At 56.8% G+C, this 18,377-nt stretch carries 16 protein-coding genes; 4 read left to right on the top strand and 12 right to left on the bottom strand.

All coding sequences use genetic code 11. The annotated features are described in order from the left end of the window. Positions 1 to 146 precede the first annotated feature (146 nt). Both ACNQ0T_RS15770 and xanP read right to left on the bottom strand, forming a co-directional pair. A complete protein-coding gene (locus ACNQ0T_RS15770; protein WP_045621023.1) occupies positions 147 to 1,841 on the bottom strand; it encodes an AsmA family protein in 1,695 nt (564 codons plus the stop codon). A 118-nt stretch (positions 1,842 to 1,959) separates the two neighbouring features. Next, the gene (gene xanP / locus ACNQ0T_RS15765; RefSeq protein ID WP_015570053.1) at positions 1,960 to 3,351 is read right to left on the bottom strand and encodes a xanthine/proton symporter XanP; all 1,392 of its coding nucleotides are present in this window, start codon (positions 3,349 to 3,351) and stop codon (positions 1,960 to 1,962) included. A gap of 225 nt (positions 3,352 to 3,576) precedes the next feature. Between xanP and gltS the strand changes: the two genes are divergently transcribed. Then, positions 3,577 to 4,779 carry a sodium/glutamate symporter gene (gltS, locus tag ACNQ0T_RS15760; protein WP_006812438.1) on the top strand — a complete coding sequence of 401 codons (1,203 nt, stop codon included), beginning with the start codon at positions 3,577 to 3,579 and terminating at the stop codon, positions 4,777 to 4,779. A gap of 3 nt (positions 4,780 to 4,782) precedes the next feature. On the opposite strand, the gene recG is transcribed toward gltS, so the two are convergent. From recG to gmk, 5 genes are read right to left on the bottom strand one after another with little or no spacing between them, the layout of a single operon-like run. Continuing rightward, positions 4,783 to 6,864 (bottom strand): ATP-dependent DNA helicase RecG, encoded by a 2,082-nt coding sequence (recG, locus tag ACNQ0T_RS15755; protein ID WP_023299014.1) that lies wholly within the window; start codon positions 6,862 to 6,864, stop codon positions 4,783 to 4,785. Between the two features lie 3 nt (positions 6,865 to 6,867). After that, positions 6,868 to 7,557, bottom strand: coding sequence for a tRNA (guanosine(18)-2'-O)-methyltransferase TrmH (gene trmH, locus ACNQ0T_RS15750; RefSeq protein ID WP_032622047.1), 690 nt, complete (start codon positions 7,555 to 7,557; stop codon positions 6,868 to 6,870). A gap of 4 nt (positions 7,558 to 7,561) precedes the next feature. Further along, positions 7,562 to 9,676 (bottom strand): bifunctional GTP diphosphokinase/guanosine-3',5'-bis pyrophosphate 3'-pyrophosphohydrolase, encoded by a 2,115-nt coding sequence (spoT, locus tag ACNQ0T_RS15745; protein ID WP_022646616.1) that lies wholly within the window; start codon positions 9,674 to 9,676, stop codon positions 7,562 to 7,564. A 19-nt stretch (positions 9,677 to 9,695) separates the two neighbouring features. Next, entirely contained in the window at positions 9,696 to 9,971 is a 276-nt protein-coding gene (gene rpoZ, locus ACNQ0T_RS15740) for a DNA-directed RNA polymerase subunit omega (RefSeq protein ID WP_000135058.1), read from the bottom strand. A 54-nt stretch (positions 9,972 to 10,025) separates the two neighbouring features. Continuing rightward, positions 10,026 to 10,649, bottom strand: a complete 624-nt coding sequence (gene gmk, locus ACNQ0T_RS15735) for a guanylate kinase (RefSeq protein WP_006177710.1) — start codon at positions 10,647 to 10,649, stop codon at positions 10,026 to 10,028. Between the two features lie 251 nt (positions 10,650 to 10,900). Here gmk and ligB point away from each other — a divergent pair, with 251 nt between their 5' ends. Beyond that, positions 10,901 to 12,571, top strand: coding sequence for an NAD-dependent DNA ligase LigB (gene ligB, locus ACNQ0T_RS15730; RefSeq protein ID WP_193131626.1), 1,671 nt, complete (start codon positions 10,901 to 10,903; stop codon positions 12,569 to 12,571). A 2-nt stretch (positions 12,572 to 12,573) separates the two neighbouring features. Here the strand turns inward: ligB and ACNQ0T_RS15725 are convergent, their stop codons facing one another. Both ACNQ0T_RS15725 and ACNQ0T_RS15720 read right to left on the bottom strand, forming a co-directional pair. Further along, positions 12,574 to 13,191 carry a trimeric intracellular cation channel family protein gene (locus ACNQ0T_RS15725; RefSeq protein ID WP_023299016.1) on the bottom strand — a complete coding sequence of 206 codons (618 nt, stop codon included), beginning with the start codon at positions 13,189 to 13,191 and terminating at the stop codon, positions 12,574 to 12,576. 205 nt (positions 13,192 to 13,396) lie between these two features. Further along, a complete protein-coding gene (locus tag ACNQ0T_RS15720) occupies positions 13,397 to 14,260 on the bottom strand; it encodes a YicC/YloC family endoribonuclease (protein ID WP_038415021.1) in 864 nt (287 codons plus the stop codon). A 125-nt stretch (positions 14,261 to 14,385) separates the two neighbouring features. Here ACNQ0T_RS15720 and rph point away from each other — a divergent pair, with 125 nt between their 5' ends. Then, positions 14,386 to 15,102, top strand: coding sequence for a ribonuclease PH (gene rph, locus ACNQ0T_RS15715; protein ID WP_015570044.1), 717 nt, complete (start codon positions 14,386 to 14,388; stop codon positions 15,100 to 15,102). 66 nt (positions 15,103 to 15,168) lie between these two features. After that, a complete protein-coding gene (gene pyrE, locus ACNQ0T_RS15710; protein ID WP_038415022.1) occupies positions 15,169 to 15,810 on the top strand; it encodes an orotate phosphoribosyltransferase in 642 nt (213 codons plus the stop codon). 82 nt (positions 15,811 to 15,892) lie between these two features. Here pyrE and slmA read toward each other — a convergent pair whose 3' ends face one another. The 3 genes from slmA to coaBC form a co-directional block, all read right to left on the bottom strand. Next, complete coding sequence (slmA, locus tag ACNQ0T_RS15705) at positions 15,893 to 16,489, bottom strand: nucleoid occlusion factor SlmA (RefSeq protein WP_003860901.1); 597 nt, start codon at positions 16,487 to 16,489, stop codon at positions 15,893 to 15,895. A 121-nt stretch (positions 16,490 to 16,610) separates the two neighbouring features. After that, on the bottom strand, positions 16,611 to 17,069 hold the full coding sequence (gene dut / locus ACNQ0T_RS15700; RefSeq protein ID WP_015570042.1) for a dUTP diphosphatase: 459 nt from the start codon (positions 17,067 to 17,069) through the stop codon (positions 16,611 to 16,613). Then, positions 17,047 to 18,258, bottom strand: a complete 1,212-nt coding sequence (gene coaBC, locus ACNQ0T_RS15695; RefSeq protein WP_087878399.1) for a bifunctional phosphopantothenoylcysteine decarboxylase/phosphopantothenate--cysteine ligase CoaBC — start codon at positions 18,256 to 18,258, stop codon at positions 17,047 to 17,049. The genes dut and coaBC overlap by 23 nt, the downstream gene beginning before the upstream one ends. Positions 18,259 to 18,377 lie beyond the last annotated feature (119 nt).

Raw genomic sequence — 18,377 nt, 5'->3', positions numbered from 1 at the left:
CGTATGTTCCCCTCACCCTAACCCTCTCCCCGGAGGGGCGAGGGGATTGCTCAGTGCTCGCATTAATTTGTGGGGAACCCTCAGCCCACGGGGAGAGGGAACCAAAATCTCGTAGGCCGGGTAAGGCGAAGCCGCCACCCGGCTTTTTACTGTGCCGGAGCCACCGCCGACACCATCCCGCCGGTCATCGTCTGTTGCACCTGCTGTTTATCCATATTCACCGCGCTCAGCTTCCCGTTCACCGTCGGCTTCAGCGGCGCATTCGCCTGCACGCTGCCGCTGGCGGTGAGCTGAATATTGCCGTCGCCCGCAATCGGCAGCGCTGGCCAGCCCCACTGCTGCAAGACGTTGAGCGGTACACCGCGCCCGTTCAGGCTCACGGTGGTTTGTCGCTGTGGCAGCTGTGACACGGTGGCGGTCGCTTCCAGGATCCCTTTCTCGGTAAAGGCGCTCAGGTCGGTAATGTTTACCGTTGCGGCGTTGGCATTCAGCGCCAGCGACGGGCGTCGCACGTCGACGCGGTTAAAGGTTGCTGCCGCCCCGTTCAGGGTTGCGTTACCGCCCCACACGCCCCACTTGTGGTCTTGCGCCAGACGCAGATTAGCGCCATAACCGTCGAGGGAGGTGATCTGCCATGGGAACGCCGGATCGATGTCGATCACCAGGTTGCGGCTCAGGCCGAATTTTTTCAGCGTCACGCTGTTCAGCCATGCCGGAAGCGGATCCATCCACAGCGTTTTCCAGTTTTCCGGAAGCGTATATTCCAGCCCGGCAATGGCAACGTCGTCCAGCACCAGCGCGTTCCCGTCGCGCAGCCAGTTGCCGGAGGTGCGCACCATGCCCCCTTCCCAGCGGGAAGTGAACTGACGCAGCGCAATGCCCTGCGGGGAGAATTCCGCGTTCAGGATAGGGTCAAAAAGATGCAGCGAGCCGTAGATAAATTCGCTGGCGTTCATGGATAACCGTCCCTCCTGGCTTTGCCAGTCCCCTTTACTCAGGGTGAGGTTACGCAGGCTAAGATCAAGGTCGGTAACCGCCCAGTCTGGCCCCTGTAGACGGGCATCGGTCACTTCCAGCCGCCCAATCTGTAACGAAGGCAGGGTGGAGAGAGGGGCGAAGAAATCCAGCAGCGATTTGTCGCTTTGCAGGCGTATCTCATTCAGACGCAGGGTGTCGATAACCCAGCCACCGTCGGCATTACGCTGAGCCGACCCCGTAAGCGAGCCGCGCGCCATATCGGCACCGATGGTATTGAGCACCACCTCTTTGCCGTTGAGTTGTCCCTGAATCAGCACGTTGTTGGCCGGTATGCCGTTGAGCGTGAGCGACCCGGCGCTCATCTGGATTTGCGCATTTTTCCCCAGTACGTTCCCCGCCTCGGGCTGCCACGGGCTGACGCCGCCGGTCACCTTTTGCGCACTGAGATCCCACTCCGTATTCGGGCTGTTAAAGGCCATGTTATTCAGTTGCAGACGATCGGCCTGGAACGGCAGCGGCGCCGTCTGTGGAGATAAATTCAGCGTGCCATCGAACAGGGTGATGGCGTCCATATGCAGCGGGTCGGTGATCTGGCGGCTGCTTAAGCCAATATCCACTTTTTTAGCGACCAGCGTGGCTGGTTTGCCATCTCGTCCGAAGGTGACGTTTTCCAGAAGGATGTGAGAAGGGGATGAAAAGCGGTGATCCATCAGGTCAAAGTTGAGCTCGTAATCGGTATTCACCGTGATCCAGCTACTGACCTGCGATGCGCCCCAGCGGGTCTGGAGCAGAAAATAAAAGGCGAGCACTACAATGAGCAGGGCTACCAGAAGATAGATAAGCAGCTTTCCAATAAATTTCATGGTCTTCCTTCCCGCGAAACGCACATAAGGGTGTTATGCACGATTTATGCGCAATGCTCAAGGCGGGAATGGTGTAAAGAGATGTCACGGCAGGCATTGACAGCCTGCCGTGTGGGGATCAGTTCTTTTCAGGCGGGAAAATGAGATTCAGCACGATAGCGGTAATACCGCCCGCGGCGATGCCGGAAGAGAGCAGGTTTTTAACCCAGTCCGGGGCAAACTGCAAAATCATCGGCTGCTGGGAGACGCCAAGTCCTACGGCGAGAGACAGCGCAATAATCATGATTGCGCGGCGGTTCAGCGGCTCGCGGGAGACGATACGCACGCCGGAGGCCGCGATGGTACCGAACATGACCAGCGTCGCGCCGCCCAGGACCGGCTCGGGAATGTGCTGTACAAACCCGCTCACCGCCGGGAACAGGCCGAGGACCACCAGCATCAGCGCCACCACGAAGCCCACGTAGCGGCTGGCCACGCCGGTCAGCTGGATCACGCCGTTGTTCTGGCCGAAGCAGGAGTTCGGGAAGGTGTTGAACACCGCCGAGACAAACGAGTTCAGTCCGTTCGCCAGTACGCCGCCTTTGAGACGTTTCATGTACAGCGGGCCGGAGACCGGCTGCTCGGACACGTCGGAGGTGGCGGTGATATCGCCAATGGTTTCCAGCGAAGTGATCATAAAGACCAGCATCAGCGGCAGGAGCAGACTCCAGTCAATGCCCAGGCCGTAGTAGAGCGGCGTTGGCACGGTAATCAACGCGCTGTTGGTTGGGGTGGTGTTTTCCGGCAGCATGCCCAGCGCCCACGCCAGCAGGTAACCGGCCGCCATGGCGATCACTAGCGAAGCCACGCGCAGGTACGGGTTACGCTGGCGGTTAAGCAGAATAATGATCGCCAGCACCACGCCTGCCAGCAGCAGGTTTTTCGGCGCGCCGAAGGTATGGTCGCTCATTGCCGCGTAGCCGCCCCCGATGGAGGTCAGACCCACCTGAATCAGCGACAGGCCGATAATCATCACCACCACGCCGGAGACCAGCGGGGTGATCACCCGGCGCGCAAGGTGCAGAACGCGGGAGATGATCATCTCTGTGCAGCTTGCCAGCATCAGGGTGCCGAAAAGCGCCGCCATCATCGTCGGGACATCTGCGCCGCCGGTTTTCAGTGCCGTACCGCCCATGATCAGCGGCGCCACAAAGTTAAAGCTGGTGCCCTGAATCGACAGCAACCCCGAACCCACCGGACCCCAGGCTTTAATTTGAATGATGGAGGCTACACCGGAAGCGAACAGAGACATACTGATGATGTGTTGCGTATCCTGCGCCGGTAACCCCAGCGCCTGACAAATCAGCAGAGCCGGCGTGATGACCGCAACGAACATCGCCAGCAGATGCTGGCAGGCGGCAAACAGGGTTTGAGGTAGCGGGGGACGATCTTCAAGGCGGTAAATCAGTTCACTGTTTTGCTTCTGCGCAATCGGTTGCGCATCAGCAGACTCCAGAGTGTTAACAGACATCGGCGGCAATCCCACGGTGGAAAAGCGGGCATTTTAGCTGACCACCTGGTAAAAGCAAACGATTGCCAGCAAAAAAAAGAGAGAAAATCTGCCGGTGTGAGCAGGTTTTCTACAACGAACAGGAAAAAAAAATTACACTTTTCGCGCCGGCGGCTCATGACGAGCATCACCCGGCCCAGGATAACGCCGCGTGTGTATGGAACACGCGCATAACAGGAGCCTTTTATGATTCATCTCGATACGTTGTCGACCCTTGTTGCCGCAACGCTGGTTCTTCTGCTTGGTCGCAAGCTGGTACACAGTGTTTCCTTTCTGAAAAAGTACACCATTCCTGAACCTGTCGCCGGTGGATTGCTGGTGGCGCTGGCCCTGCTGGTGCTGAAAAAAAGCATGGGTTGGGAAATTGATTTTGATATGTCCCTGAAAGATCCGTTGATGCTGGCCTTCTTTGCCACTATCGGCCTGAACGCTAACCTCGCAAGCCTGCGTTCAGGCGGCAAGGTGCTGGGCGTGTTTTTGATTGTCGTGGTGGGCCTGCTGCTGATGCAAAACGCCATCGGCATCGGTATGGCGTCGCTGCTGGGGCTGGATCCGCTGATGGGTCTGCTGGCGGGGTCGATTACCCTGTCAGGTGGCCACGGAACGGGCGCGGCGTGGAGCAAGCTGTTCATCGAACGCTATGGCTTTGAAAACGCAACGGAAGTGGCAATGGCCTGCGCGACCTTTGGCCTGGTGCTTGGCGGGCTGATTGGCGGCCCGGTGGCGCGCTACCTGGTGAAACATTCCACTACGCCGGAAGGCAGACCAGACGATGAAATGGTGCCGACCGCGTTCGAAAAACCGGACGTTGGTCGCAGCATCACCTCGCTGGTGATGATTGAAACCATCGCCATGATTGCCATCTGCCTCACCGTGGGCAAAATCGTTGCGCAATGGCTGGCGGGAACGGCTTTCGAACTGCCAACCTTTGTCTGCGTGCTGTTTATCGGGGTGATCCTGAGCAACGGTCTGGCGCAGATGGGCTTCTACCGCGTCTTCGAACGCGCGGTGTCCGTGCTGGGAAACGTCAGCCTGTCGCTGTTCCTGGCGATGGCGCTGATGAGCCTCAAGCTGTGGGAGCTGGCCTCGCTGGCGCTGCCGATGGTGGCGATCCTGGCGGTACAGGCCGTGTTTATGGCGCTGTATGCCATCTTTGTTACCTGGCGCATGATGGGCAAAAACTATGATGCGGCGGTACTGGCTGCGGGTCACTGTGGATTTGGTCTGGGAGCGACACCAACGGCCATCGCGAATATGCAGGCGATCACCGAACGGTTCGGCCCGTCGCACATGGCGTTTCTGGTGGTGCCGATGGTGGGCGCATTCTTCATTGATATCGTCAACGCGCTGGTCATTAAGCTCTACCTGATGCTGCCAATGTTTGGCTGATCGTCAGGCGTTGGAATACCGCTCGGTTTCCGGCATCCAGCGTTCAATTAACGCTGCCGCCTGTTCGGGGTAGCGTTCATGAATATGACGCGCAAGGCGTTGTACTTCGGGGATCATGGCCTGATCGCGCAGCAAATCCGCCACTTTAAATTCGGCGTTACCCGTCTGACGCGTGCCCAGCAGTTCGCCCGGGCCGCGGATCTCCAGATCTTTTTGCGCAATGACGAAGCCGTCATTGCTGTCGCGTAATACCTGCAAACGCATCTGCGCGGTTTTCGACAGCGGGGCTTTGTAGAGCAGCACGCAGTGAGAGGCGATCGCACCACGGCCCACGCGGCCTCGTAGCTGGTGGAGCTGCGCCAGGCCCAGACGCTCCGGGTTCTCAATAATCATCAGGCTGGAGTTCGGCACATCCACGCCCACTTCGATAACCGTGGTCGCAACGAGTAAGTGCAGCTCGCCCTGTTTGAACGACTGCATCACCGCCTGCTTCTCGGCAGGCTTCATGCGCCCGTGAACCAGACCGACGTTCAGCTCTGGCAGGGCGAGCTTTAACTCTTCCCATGTGGCTTCGGCAGCCTGCGCTTCCAGCAGCTCAGACTCTTCAATCAGGGTGCAGACCCAGTACGCCTGACGCCCTTCCTGCGTACAGGCGTTGCGCACGCGGTCAATGATGTCGCTGCGCCGCGTGTCCGGTATGGCAACCGTGGTCACCGGCGTTCGGCCCGGCGGCAACTCGTCGATGGTGGAGGTATCCAGATCGGCATAGGCCGTCATCGCCAGGGTGCGCGGAATCGGCGTGGCGGTCATGATCAGCTGATGCGGGTGGAAGCCCTGTTGCAGACCTTTCTCCCACAGCGCCAGACGCTGATGAACACCAAAGCGGTGCTGTTCGTCGATAATGACCAGCGCCAGGCCGTTAAACTGCACCTGTTCCTGGAAAATGGCGTGCGTGCCGACAATCATCTGCACCTGCCCGCTGGCAATAGCTTCCTGCTGCGCAAGACGTGCTTTGCCCTTCTGCTTCCCGGCCAGCCAGCCCACTTCGATCCCCAGTGGGGCGAACCAGTTACGGAAATTGTTGGCGTGCTGCTCGGCCAGCAGTTCTGTCGGCGCCATCAGCGCCACCTGCTTGCCGTGGGCGATAGCGCGTAAAGCGGCCAATGCGGCAACCAGCGTTTTCCCGGAACCCACGTCGCCCTGCACCAGGCGCATCATCGGCACATTCAGCGCCATATCGCGTTCGATCTCGGCGGTGACCCGCGCCTGGGCGCCGGTGGGTTTAAACGGCAGTGTGGCCAGCAGCTTATCTTTGAGCTCATCATGCGGGCTTAATGGCTGCGCGTGGAAACGCTGCGCACCTGCGCGCAGGGCCAGCATGCTCAGGTTGTGAGCCAGTAATTCCTCAAGGATAAGACGCCGTTGGGCGGGATGTTTACCGCTTTCTAAATCAACAAGCTGAAGCGTTGGCGGTGGACGGTGCAGGGTGCGCAACGCCTCCGGCAGGCTCATCATGCCCTGCGCCAGCTCCGGCGGCAGCAGCTCGTTAATGGCGCAGGTATCAAGCAGCTCCAGCGCCTGGTCGGTGAGCTTGCGCAGCGTGGCCTGCTTAATGCCTTCGGTGGTTGGATAGACCGGCGTGAGCGTCTCCTGTAGCTCAGGTGAGCTGAGATCGCCCTGCACGCGGTATTCCGGGTGGATCATCTCCGCGCCGTATTTGCCCCGTTTGGCTTCACCGTACGCAAGTACGCGTCGTCCGGTGGCAAGGCTGTTTTTCATCGCCGCATTGAAGTTGAAAAAGCGCATGGTGAGAATGCCGGTGCCGTCGCTGATCTGGCAGGTCATCATCCTGCGTCCGCCAAAGGTGATGTTGCAGTTCAGCACTTCCCCTTCAACGGTGGCGTAAATAGCGGGCAGCAGATCGCCAATTTTATAAAGCTGAGTACGGTCTTCGTAACGCAGGGGGAGGTGGAGCAGGAGATCCTGCACGGTGTGCAGGCCAATCTTCGCCAGTTTACTGCTTTGAGCCGCGCCCACGCCCGTCAGGCTGTTGAGCGGTATGGCGTCCAGCAGGCGGCCTTTCATGATTTACCCTGCGTACTGCATGGTGGACCACCACTCGGCATCGGCTTCAATTTCGCCCTGCGCGTTGACGTGGGGGTAAGGCAATTTCTTCTGCTTCGCAACGCGAGCCAGCACCGGATAGCCACCTTCAAACAGCAGGCGCTGCTGCTCCTCTTCCGGCAGCATGCTGTTGCTGCGCTCGTACATTCCGGCATTCTGACGCTGGCGCTGCGCTTCATACAGGATCAGCGCTGAGGCGACCGACACGTTGAGTGACTGGACCATGCCGATCATCGGAATGATGATGTCCCGGTCAGCCAAATCCAGTGCTTCCTGCGTGATCCCCGTTTTCTCCTGGCCCATTAAAATGCAGGTCGGACGGGTGTAGTCGATCTCACGGAAATCCACGGCTTTAGCAGAGAGGTTGGTTGCCAGAACCTGCATGCCACGCCCTTTCAGGTGCGAGACCGCTTCACCAATAGTTTGGTGAGTTTTCACGGATACCCAGCTGTTGCTGCCTGCGGCGGTGGAGGCCATGGTACGCATACGTGCGCCTGGCCAGACGGCGTGGACTTCATGCACGCCGACGGCATCTGCGGTGCGGACGATAGCAGAGACGTTATGAGGTTTATGGACCTGCTCCATGCAGACCGTCAGATCAGGCTGACGCCTGGCGAGCATTTCGCAGATTCGCTCGTAACGTGTTGAATTCATAATGCTAGTTTCGGTTACGGGTGACTTTAATGACATCCGGCATCACGCGGATCTTGCGCATAATATTGGCCAGATGTACGCGGTCACGGGCGGTCAGGCGAATAAAGGCGCTGTAAACGCGGCCATCTTTTTCTTCAGTATTCAGGCTCTGAATGTTTGACGAGGCCGTGTTGATCGCTGCCGTCAGGTTCGCCAGTGCACCCTGGTGGTTAAACATATCCACCTTGATTTCAGTGATAAATTCCTGCGCTGTCTCTTTATCCCATTCGACCGCCATGAACTTCTCAGGCTCTTTCTGATAGCCACGGATGTTACGGCAGGATTCGTGGTGGATCACCAGCCCTTTACCCGGGCTGACGTGCGCAATAATCGGGTCGCCCGGGATAGGGCGGCAGCATTTGGCGAAGGTGATGAGCACCCCGTCAGCGCCTTTGATTGGCAGGTGACCATGATTTTGCGCGTTAGCAGGAACGGCTGTCGTTTCGCCCTGTTGCAGGTTCTTCGCCACGACCACGCTCATGGCGTTTCCGAGGCCAATCTCTGCCAGCAGGTCATCCAGCGAGGCGAGCTTCATACGCTCCAGCTCATGCTGAATGTTTTCTGGTGGGATCTCTGCCAGTTTGCGGCTGCCACCCAGCGCGTGATTGAGCAGACGACGCCCAAGGCTAACGGAGTCGTCGCGCTTGAGATTTTTCAGCAGCTGGCGGATTTTTGCGCGCGCTTTTGAGCTCACGACAAAGTTCAGCCAGGCAGCGTTAGGACGTGCGCCCGGCGCGGTAATAATTTCGACAGTCTGCCCGCTGAAGAGCGGCTGCGACAGCGGATAAGGCTGCCTGTCGACGCGGGCACCCACGCAAGCATGGCCGATATCGGTATGCACGGCGTAAGCGAAGTCGACCGGCGTCGCGCCCGCAGGCAGTTCGACAATGCGCCCTTCCGGCGTGAAAACGTAAATCTCATCCGGGAAGAGATCGGATTTAACGCTCTCGATAAATTCAAACGAGCTACCTGCACTCTGTTGCAGCTCCAGCAGGCTCTGCATCCAGCGCTGGGCGCGGATTTGCGCGGTGGTGCTGCTTTCGCCGCCGTGCTCTTTATAAGCCCAGTGCGCCGCGACACCCATTTCCGCCATCTGATCCATGTCTTCGGTACGAATTTGCACCTCAACCGGAACGCCGTGCGGGCCAATCATCGAGGTGTGCAAAGACTGGTATCCGTTCGCTTTTGGAATGGCGATGTAATCTTTGACGCGCCCCGGACGTGGCTTGTACAGGCTATGCATCTGCCCCAGCACGCGGTAGCAGGTGTCCGAGTCGTGGACGATGACGCGGAACGCGTAGATATCCATGATCGAGTGGAAACGCTGCTCTTTGAGCACCATTTTGCAGTAGATAGAGTACAAATGCTTTTCGCGACCGCTGACGCGGCACGGAATACCGGCTTCCTGCAAGCGCCCTTCGATTTCAGAGAGGATCTTTTGAATCATCTCTTTACGGTTACCGCGAGCGGCTTTCACCACCTCTTTAATCACGCGATAGCGGTTCGGGTATAACGCTTCAAAACCCAGCTCTTCCAGCTCGGTTTTAATGTGATGAATACCTAAACGGTGCGCCAGCGGACTGTAGATTTCGAGGGTTTCTCGGGCGATGCGGCGACGTTTATCCGGGCGAAGTGAGCCCAGCGTGCGCATATTGTGGGTGCGGTCAGCAAGTTTGATGAGAATGACGCGGATATCCTGCACCATCGCCATGATCATCTTGCGAAAGTTTTCGGCCTGCGCCTCTTTCTTATCGCGGAATTTCAGCTTATCAAGCTTAGAGACCCCTTCCACCAGCTCGGCAACGCTTTTGCCAAACAGCTGTTCCATGTCCTGGTAGGTGGCAGGGGTATCTTCAATCACGTCATGCAGCAGGGCGGCCATGAGCGTTTCGTAGTCGAGTTTCATCTCGGCCAGAATACAGGCCACCGCTACCGGGTGCGTGATATAGGGTTCACCGCTTGAACGTGTCTGGCCCTCGTGAGCGTCACGTGCAACGAGATACGCCTGCTGAAGACGCTTAATCTGGTCTTCAGGCAGGTAGGTTTGAATCAGTTGATTCAGGCTTTCAAACAGATACAAGGGCGACCCGCAGGTTTAATTAACGACGACCTTCAGCAATGGCGGTTACGGCCTGCAGTTCTGCGGCTTCCTGCTCTTGCTGCTCCTGGCGCTCACGCACGTCGAGGATCTGGTTGTTGATCAGACCTTCTTCGATTTCGCGAAGTGCAATAACGGTGGTTTTATCGTTTTCTTCCGGTACCAGCGGATCTTTACCGCCTACCTGCATCTGACGAGCGCGACGCGCGGCGACCAGTACCAGGTCAAAACGGTTACCAATTTTCTCTACAGCGTCCTGAACAGTTACGCGTGCCATACTTAAAATGCTCCACAGGTGAAGAAATGACTGGGCATGATACTGAAAGTGGGTTCAGTCTGCCAACAGTTTGGTGATTAATGCGTCATGTCGCTGCTTCTGGCGGCTCATACGCAGACGTTCTGCGCGAAGGATAGTTTTGAGATCGCTCAGCGCGGCATCAAAATCATCATTCACAATAAGGTAATCATATTCCGCGTAATGGCTCATTTCTGCAACAGCCTGTGCCATACGCTTCGCGATAACTTCTTCGCTGTCCTGGCCGCGACCCCGCAGGCGGCGATCCAGTTCATCTTTCGATGGCGGTAGAATAAAAATACTGCGCGAATCAGGCATTTTCTTACGAATTTGCTGCGCGCCCTGCCAGTCGATATCCAGGAACACGTTCACGCCGGTCGCCAGAACCTGCTCAATGGTTTCACGCGAAGTACCGTAGTAGTTACCGAATACTTCTGCGTGTTCAAGAAACGCGTCTCTGCCAATCATCGCTCTGAATTCGTCGTGATTCACAAAGAAATAGTGTTCACCGTGCACCTCACCCGGACGCGGTGCTCGCGTGGTGTGAGAAACAGAAACCTGCGTATCGTACAACGGTTGGGTTTTTAACAGTGCCTGAATAAGGCTGGATTTACCCGCGCCACTAGGGGCAGAAACAATATAAAGCGTGCCTTGAGCCATGAGAGTCTTTTGTATGTGTTAACGAAGAAGTCTTACATACGGGCTTATTATACACGTCGCCGCTGTGTGACGTAGCCTTTGTCACACTTTTTCCCGTGGATGATTAAATTTTGCGTGCCGTTTTCAGGTTTTGTCTGCGGTTTGCAGCAACAAAAAGAAACGCTGGATAACGCCTCGTAAAGCGTAACGTTGCCATTCGCGTCGTTTTCAATACCGGGTTATACCTCCTCCAACGCAAAGGAGGGGTAATAATGTGGCGATGGATAAGCGGGTTTGCGCTGTTGTGGTGTAGCACCGGGTTAGCGGTATGCCCGGTATGGTCGCAGGCAAAAGCAGAAAAGGAAATTGCAGCGCTGAGCGCGCAGATCAAACGCTGGGACGATGCTTACTGGAAGCAGGGAGTCAGTGACGTTGATGACGGGGTGTACGATCAGCTTAACGCGCGGTTGAACCAGTGGCAGCGCTGCTTTGGTCATGTCTCTTCCGAAGAGAGACCGCCACCTCTGACAGGTAGTGTGACACACCCGGTTGCGCATACGGGCGTGCATAAGGTTGCCAGTAAAGCTGAGCTCAGCCAGTGGATGCGAGCCCGGCAACATCTCTGGATGCAGCCCAAAGTGGATGGCGTGGCTGTGACGCTGGTGTACCAGGGCGGGAAGCTTGTCCGGGCCATTAGCCGTGGCAACGGTGTGAAAGGTGAAGACTGGACGGCGCAGGTTCGATCAATCCCCTCTGTTCCGCAAAACCTGTCCGGCCCCCTGGCAAATAGCGTCTTACAGGGTGAACTGTTCTGGATTCATGAAAACCACATCCAGCGTCAGATGGGGGGGATGAACATGCGGGCAAAAGTGGCGGGCGCCATGATGCGTCATAACGATAGCGCACTTCTCAGGCAGCTCGGCGTGTTTATCTGGGCCTGGCCGGATGGACCTAAAGAGATGCAGGTATCTCTGGATGCGTTGTCAAAAGCCGGGTTCACCCTGACGGCGCGTTATACGCTGCCCGCCGCGTCTGTGAATGCGGTCGAAGCGCAGCGTTCAGCGTGGCATACAACAGCATTGCCCTTTGCCACGGACGGCATTGTGGTGCGTTCAGCGGATGAACCCGCGGGCGACGGTTGGTTACCCGGTGAAGGGCGTTGGGTTGTCGCATGGAAATATACGCCTGTCGCTCAGGTTGCTGAAGTGCGAGGGATACAGTTTGGCGTCGGGCGAACGGGCAAGGTGTCCGTTGTAGCCGAACTGGATCCAGTAATGCTTGATGATAAACAGGTGCGGCGGGTGAGCCTGGGGTCGGTCACACGCTGGCAGCGGCTGGATATTGTTCCCGGCGATCAGGTTCTGATAAGCCTCGCCGGGCAGGGGATCCCCCGATTCGATCGAGTTGTCTGGCGGGGAGCGAACAGGGAAAAACCAGAACCTCCGGCCCTGCAGTACCACTCGCTGACCTGTTTTTATGCCTCACCAGCGTGTATGGAACAGTTCTTTGCCCGGTTGACGTGGCTTAGCTCAAAACAAGGGCTAGGGATCGAGGGGTTAGGCGAGGCGGGCTGGCGAACGCTTCATCAGACGCATCGTTTCGAGCATATTTTTTCGTGGTTAACACTGACGCAGGCGCAGCTACAGTCCACGCCTGGCTTTTCCGCCGGGCGCGGGTTATCGCTCTGGCATCGTTTTAATATGGTGCGCAAGCAACCTTTTATTCGCTGGGTCACAGCGATGGGGATCCCGCTGACAAAAGCCACGCTGAATGCGGTTGGGGCGGCGTCGTGGCAGGCGCTGAATCAGCGGAGCGCCGCTGACTGGCAGGCTTTGCCGGGAACAGGTGAAGAGAAGGCGCAGCAGGTCGTTAACTGGCTGCATGCGCCTCCTGTTGATAGGCTGGCAAGGTGGCTGGCTGAGCAGCACATTAACGGGTTCTGACCTTAATGCGCATTGTGCTTGTAATGAAAAACCGGCAGGCCCAGCTTCAGGCGCAATGCCAGCATACGCGCGGTGAAACCAAACAGCAGCGTGGAGATAACCACCACATCGTGGTTGGTGACATAGTGCTGCAAGGCGACATAAAGCACTGCCGCGGCAAAGGAGATGCCGGCATACAGTTCCTTCTGGAAAACCAGCGGGATACGTTTGCAGAACATATCGCGCAGCACCCCGCCAAACACGCCCGTGATCACCGCCGCAATGGTGGCGATAACCGGGCCTTCACCCATATCGAGAGCAATTTGTGCGCCAATGATGGAAAAAACAATCAGCCCAAGCGCATCCAGCACCAGGAACAAGCGGCGCAGATGAGGCATCACCGGAGCTACAATCGTGGTTAACACGGCTGCCGTTGCCACGATAATGACGTACTCAGGGTTTTTAACCCAGCCGAGCGGATAATGGCCAAGCAGGATATCGCGCACGGACCCGCCGCCGAGCGCAGTGGCCGTGGCAATAATGATCACGCCGAAGGTGTCCATACGGCGACGTCCGGCGGCGAGTGCGCCGGTCATGGCTTCAGCGGTAATGCCAATAAGATAGAGAATGTGAAGCAGCATAAACCCTCCGGAATGAAGTGGAGGAGGTTAGCGATTTGTGCGCAAGATCACGATTGAGATTTTCTAAGGCGAGGGGATTTGCCCTACACAAATTTATCAACGCATGGCAGACGGGCTTGTGATAAGGCGGGGGACAAAGAAAGTAAGGATTAATATGGATTAGAAAAAGTAATGGGTGATGTGCCAGACACCACCCTGAAAGGTATTACTCGATATTCTGGATCTGCTCGCGCATCTGCTCAATCAGGACCTTCAGTTCAATTGCTGAATTGGTCACCTCTGCATTGATAGACTTAGACGCCAGCGTGTTCGACTCGCGGTTGAACTCCTGCATCATAAAGTCGAGACGGCGGCCTACCGCTTCTTTCTTCTTCAGGATGTTATAGGTCTCTTTAACGTGCGCTTCCAGACGATCCAGCTCTTCAGCCACGTCTACACGCTGCGCCATCAGCACCAGCTCTTGTTCCAGACGGTTGTTTTCCAGCTGAACTTCCGCCTCTTCCAGTTTGGCGACAAGTCGCTCACGCTGCCATTGCAGCACTTCTGGCATATGCGCGCGCACTTTAGTCACTTCGGCGCTCACGCCTTCAAGGCGTTGCTCAATCATCGCTTTCAGCGCCTGGCCTTCGGTTTCGCGGGCAACGATAAAGTCATCCAGCGTGCCGTCGAGTGCAGCCAGGATTTCAGCGGTAATCGCGTCCAGATCCTGCTCTCCGGCGGCCATCACGCCAGGCCAGCGCAGAATATCAACCGGGTTGATCTCGCCTTCATCGCTTTGCATTTTGACCCAGTTCGCCGCATTAACCAGCTGTTTTGCCAGCTTTTCGTTCAGGATCAGTTCGCCCTGGGCACTGGCATCGGGCTCAAAACGCAGGTTACATTCCACTTTCCCGCGGGTCAGACGCGTACGGATACGCTCACGCACCACAGGCTCCAGGCTGCGGAACTGTTCCGGCATACGGAAATATGTTTCCAGATAGCGCTGGTTTACCGAGCGCATTTCCCAGGTAGCGCTACCCCAGCTACCCTTGATTTCACGCCGGGCGTAGGCGGTCATACTGCGGATCATAGACATTCCCGTTTTTAAAGGAGAGATGGGGGGATTATAGCTTTCAGGGGCTTCTCAGGATAGGAATAAGCGTCCTTTATCCGTATAATGCGCAGCCACATTCGTTTCAAGCCGGAGAATCCATCATGCGTCCAGCAGGTCGTAGCGCCAACCAGGTGCGTCCCGTCACCCTGACCCGTAACTATACAAAACACGCTGAAGGCTCCGTGCTGGTTGAGTTTGGTGACACCAAGGTGCTTTGCACCGCGTCCATCGAAGAGGGCGTGCCTCGCTTCCTGAAAGGTCAGGGGCAGGGGTGGATCACCGCCGAATACGGTATGTTGCCGCGCGCAACCCATACCCGTAATGCCCGTGAAGCGGCAAAAGGTAAGCAGGGCGGCCGTACTATGGAGATCCAGCGCCTGATCGCACGTGCGCTCCGCGCCGCGGTTGACTTAAAAACGCTGGGTGAGTTCACCATCACGCTGGACTGCGACGTGATCCAGGCCGATGGCGGCACGCGTACGGCCTCCATTACCGGTGCCTGTGTGGCGCTGGCAGATGCGCTGAACAAGCTGGTTGCCGCCGGTAAGCTGAAAACCAACCCAATGAAAGGGATGGTTGCTGCTGTCTCCGTTGGTATTGTTAACGGCGAAGCGCTTTGCGATCTGGAATACGTTGAAGATTCTGCCGCAGAAACCGACATGAACGTGGTGATGACCGAAGATGGTCGCATCATTGAAGTGCAGGGCACGGCAGAAGGCGAGCCATTCACTCACGAAGAACTACTCACCTTGCTGGCGTTGGCCCGAGGGGGTATTGAATCTATTGTAGCGACGCAGAAAGCGGCGTTAGAAAATTGATTTTAAGGCGACCAATGAGTCGCCTTTTTTTTGCCTGTAAGACTGAAAAGACAAAGGAGCAAATCCATGAAATCGTATCAGCGCCAGTTTATTGAGTTTGCGCTTAACAAGCAGGTACTTAAGTTTGGCGAGTTCACGCTGAAATCCGGTCGTAAAAGCCCGTATTTCTTCAACGCCGGGCTGTTTAATACCGGGCGCGATTTGGCACTGTTAGGCCGCTTCTATGCCGAAGCGCTGGTAGATTCCGGGATTGATTTCGATCTGCTGTTTGGCCCCGCGTACAAAGGCATTCCAATTGCAACCACCACGGCGGTGGCGCTGGCGGAGCAACATGACCGCGACGTACCGTACTGCTTTAACCGTAAAGAGGCCAAAACCCACGGTGAAGGCGGCAATCTGGTCGGCAGTGCGTTGCAGGGCCGCGTGATGCTGGTGGATGACGTGATCACCGCAGGCACCGCGATCCGTGAATCGATGGAGATTATCCAGGCTAACGGTGCAACGCTTGCGGGTGTGCTGATTTCGCTCGATCGTCAGGAACGCGGGCGTGGCGACATCTCTGCTATTCAGGAAGTGGAACGCGATTATGGCTGCAAAGTGATCTCTATCATCACGCTGACAGACCTGATTGCATATCTGGAAGAGAAGCCTGAGATGGCGGATCACCTGGCGGCGGTAAAAGCGTATCGCGAAGAGTTCGGGGTTTAATTGCGTTGCCCGGTGGCGCTACGCTTACCGGGCCTACCTGTTCGTAGGCCGGATAAGGCGAAGCCGCCATCCGGCGATGGCGTTACTGTAATTGTGCTGCCACTAACGGCCAGCGGGCGTCAAAATCGTCCGTTGGTCGATATTTAAACTCGCTGCGCACAAACCGGGAGAGCATCCCTTCGCAAAATGCCAGGATCTGGCTTGCCAGCAGCGTCTCATCCGTATTATATCCCTCACCTTCCCGCATTTTCTTCTCGCGCAGAACCTGACGAAGCTGGGCTTCGATACGCTCAAAAAGCTGGTTTATACGGCCTTGCAGACGATCCTGTTCAAACATCAGCGCGTGGCCAGTCAGAATACGGGTCAGACCCGGGTTACGTTCACCAAAGCCCAGAATCAGCAGCACAATCAGACGCAGACGCGTGCTGGTGTCTTTTTCATCCTTCAGAATCAGGTTGATGCGCGTGATCAGGCTATCTTCGATAAACTCGATCAGGCTGTCGAACATCCGGGTTTTGCTCGGGAAATGACGATACAGCGCCGCCTCTGACACGCCCACAGAGGCCGCCAGCTTGGCGGTGGTGATGCGTTGACTGCCGTCGCTGGATTCAAGCATCAGAGCCAGAGATTGAAGTATTTCTTCGCGACGATTCCTTTTCGCGGTTTGTTTTTCTGCCATGTTACAAAATACCCCTGAAAATAAGCACTTGTCAGGCTGGCAACCACACAGCGACCCGCAAACTGACGTTTGCGGTTTGTTATTGCATTATGGCGCTGTGAGATGCGTGTTTGTCGGGCGGTTATTTGCGCCCGGAATGGCCGAAGCCGCCTTCGCCACGGTCGGTAGCGTCGAAGTCTGCCACCAGGTTAAATTCTGCCTGCACCACCGGTACAAACACCATCTGCGCGATACGCTCGCCCGGTTCAATGGTGAAGCTGTCCTGGCCACGGTTCCAGACGGATACCATCAGCTGACCCTGATAGTCAGAGTCGATCAGGCCGACCAGGTTACCCAGTACGACGCCATGCTTATGGCCTAGGCCAGAGCGCGGCAGGATCACCGCTGCCAGTGACGGGTCAGCAATGTGAATCGCCAGCCCGGTCGGGATCAGGGTCGTTGCACCCGGCGCCAGTTCTACGGCGTCATCGAGACAGGCGCGCAGGTCAAGACCGGCAGAGCCGGAGGTGGCATACGTTGGCAGCGGAAATTGCTCGCCAACGCGCGGGTCCAGAATCTTAACGTCGATTTTTTTCATCATAACGGGTAACGATCTCGTCCAGTAATTGTTGGCCCAGGAGTTCTTTGCGCTCAAGCGGTAAGACTTTATCTCCATCCTGCCAGAAAAGGTGCAATGCGTTGCTGTCGCTGTTAAATCCTTGCGTGGACAGCGATACGTCGTTCGCGCAAATCAAATCGAGGTTTTTGCGGGTACGTTTTTGCCGGGCATATTCTTCCACATTATTCGTTTCTGCGGCAAACCCAACAACGTAAGGACGATGAGTTTTCAATGCGGCGACACCGGCAACGATATCCGGGTTCTTCACCATTTTTATTGTTAATTCATCACCTTGCTTTTTAATTTTGGCGTCGGCAATGGTTTCGGCGCGGTAATCAGCGACGGCCGCACAGCCGATAAAAATATGCTGTTGTTGAGCATGCGCCTGTACGGCGGCTTCCATTTCCAGCGCGGTAGTTACATCAATACGCCGCACAAACGCAGGGGTGGTAAGCGACACCGGGCCGCTCACCAGCGTCACGTTCGCGCCGCGTTTGGCTGCCGCGGCAGCAATCGCAAAGCCCATTTTGCCGGAGCTGTGGTTGGTGATGTATCGCACCGGATCCAGCGGCTCGCGCGTGGGGCCCGCGGTAATCATGATGTTGAGATGTTGCAGATCGTTGACAGGCGAGAAATGGGCGGCGGCCATATCAACAATCGTCAATGGGTCGAGCATACGCCCTGGCCCCACGTCGCCACAGGCCTGGCTGCCGCTCTCCGGTCCCCAAATTAGCAGGCCGCGCGAGGCCAGCGTATCCAGATTATGCTGGGTAGCGGCGTTGCGATACATCTGCTGGTTCATTGCGGGTACAACCGCGACGGGCGCAGGCGTGGCGAGGCAAATGGTCGTTACCAAATCGTTCGCCATCCCGGCCGCCACGCGGGCAATTACATCTGCCGTGGCGGGGGCAAGGATAACCAGATCGGCCCATTTCCCCAGCTCAATATGGCCCATTGCGGCTTCGGCTGCCGGGTCGAGAAGGCTGTCGGATACCGGGTATCCCGAGACGGCTTGCAGGCTCAGCGGGGTGATAAAGGCTTTGCCGCCTTCGGTGATCGCGACCCGTACGTCGGCCCCGCGCTCGCGCAAACGGCGCACCAGGTCTGGCGTTTTATAGGCAGCAATACCGCCGCTGACGCCAAGAACGATTTTTTTACCGGCCAGGCTCATCATGATTCTTTCCTGTTGGGTTTCACCAGAGAGCGGGCATTTTATCACAATCCCTAAAACGGGGTGATGATGTCCTTAATTCACTTTGCGAGGTGCTACGCAAGAACGAAACGCCAGCG

The sequence above is a fragment of the Enterobacter cloacae complex sp.6700776 genome (assembly GCF_048284255.1).
In the GTDB taxonomy this organism is placed as follows: Bacteria; Pseudomonadota; Gammaproteobacteria; order Enterobacterales; family Enterobacteriaceae; genus Enterobacter; species Enterobacter intestinihominis.
The sequence above is the reverse complement of the archived record's forward strand: the minus strand, read 5'-3'. Positions and strand labels throughout refer to the sequence as shown.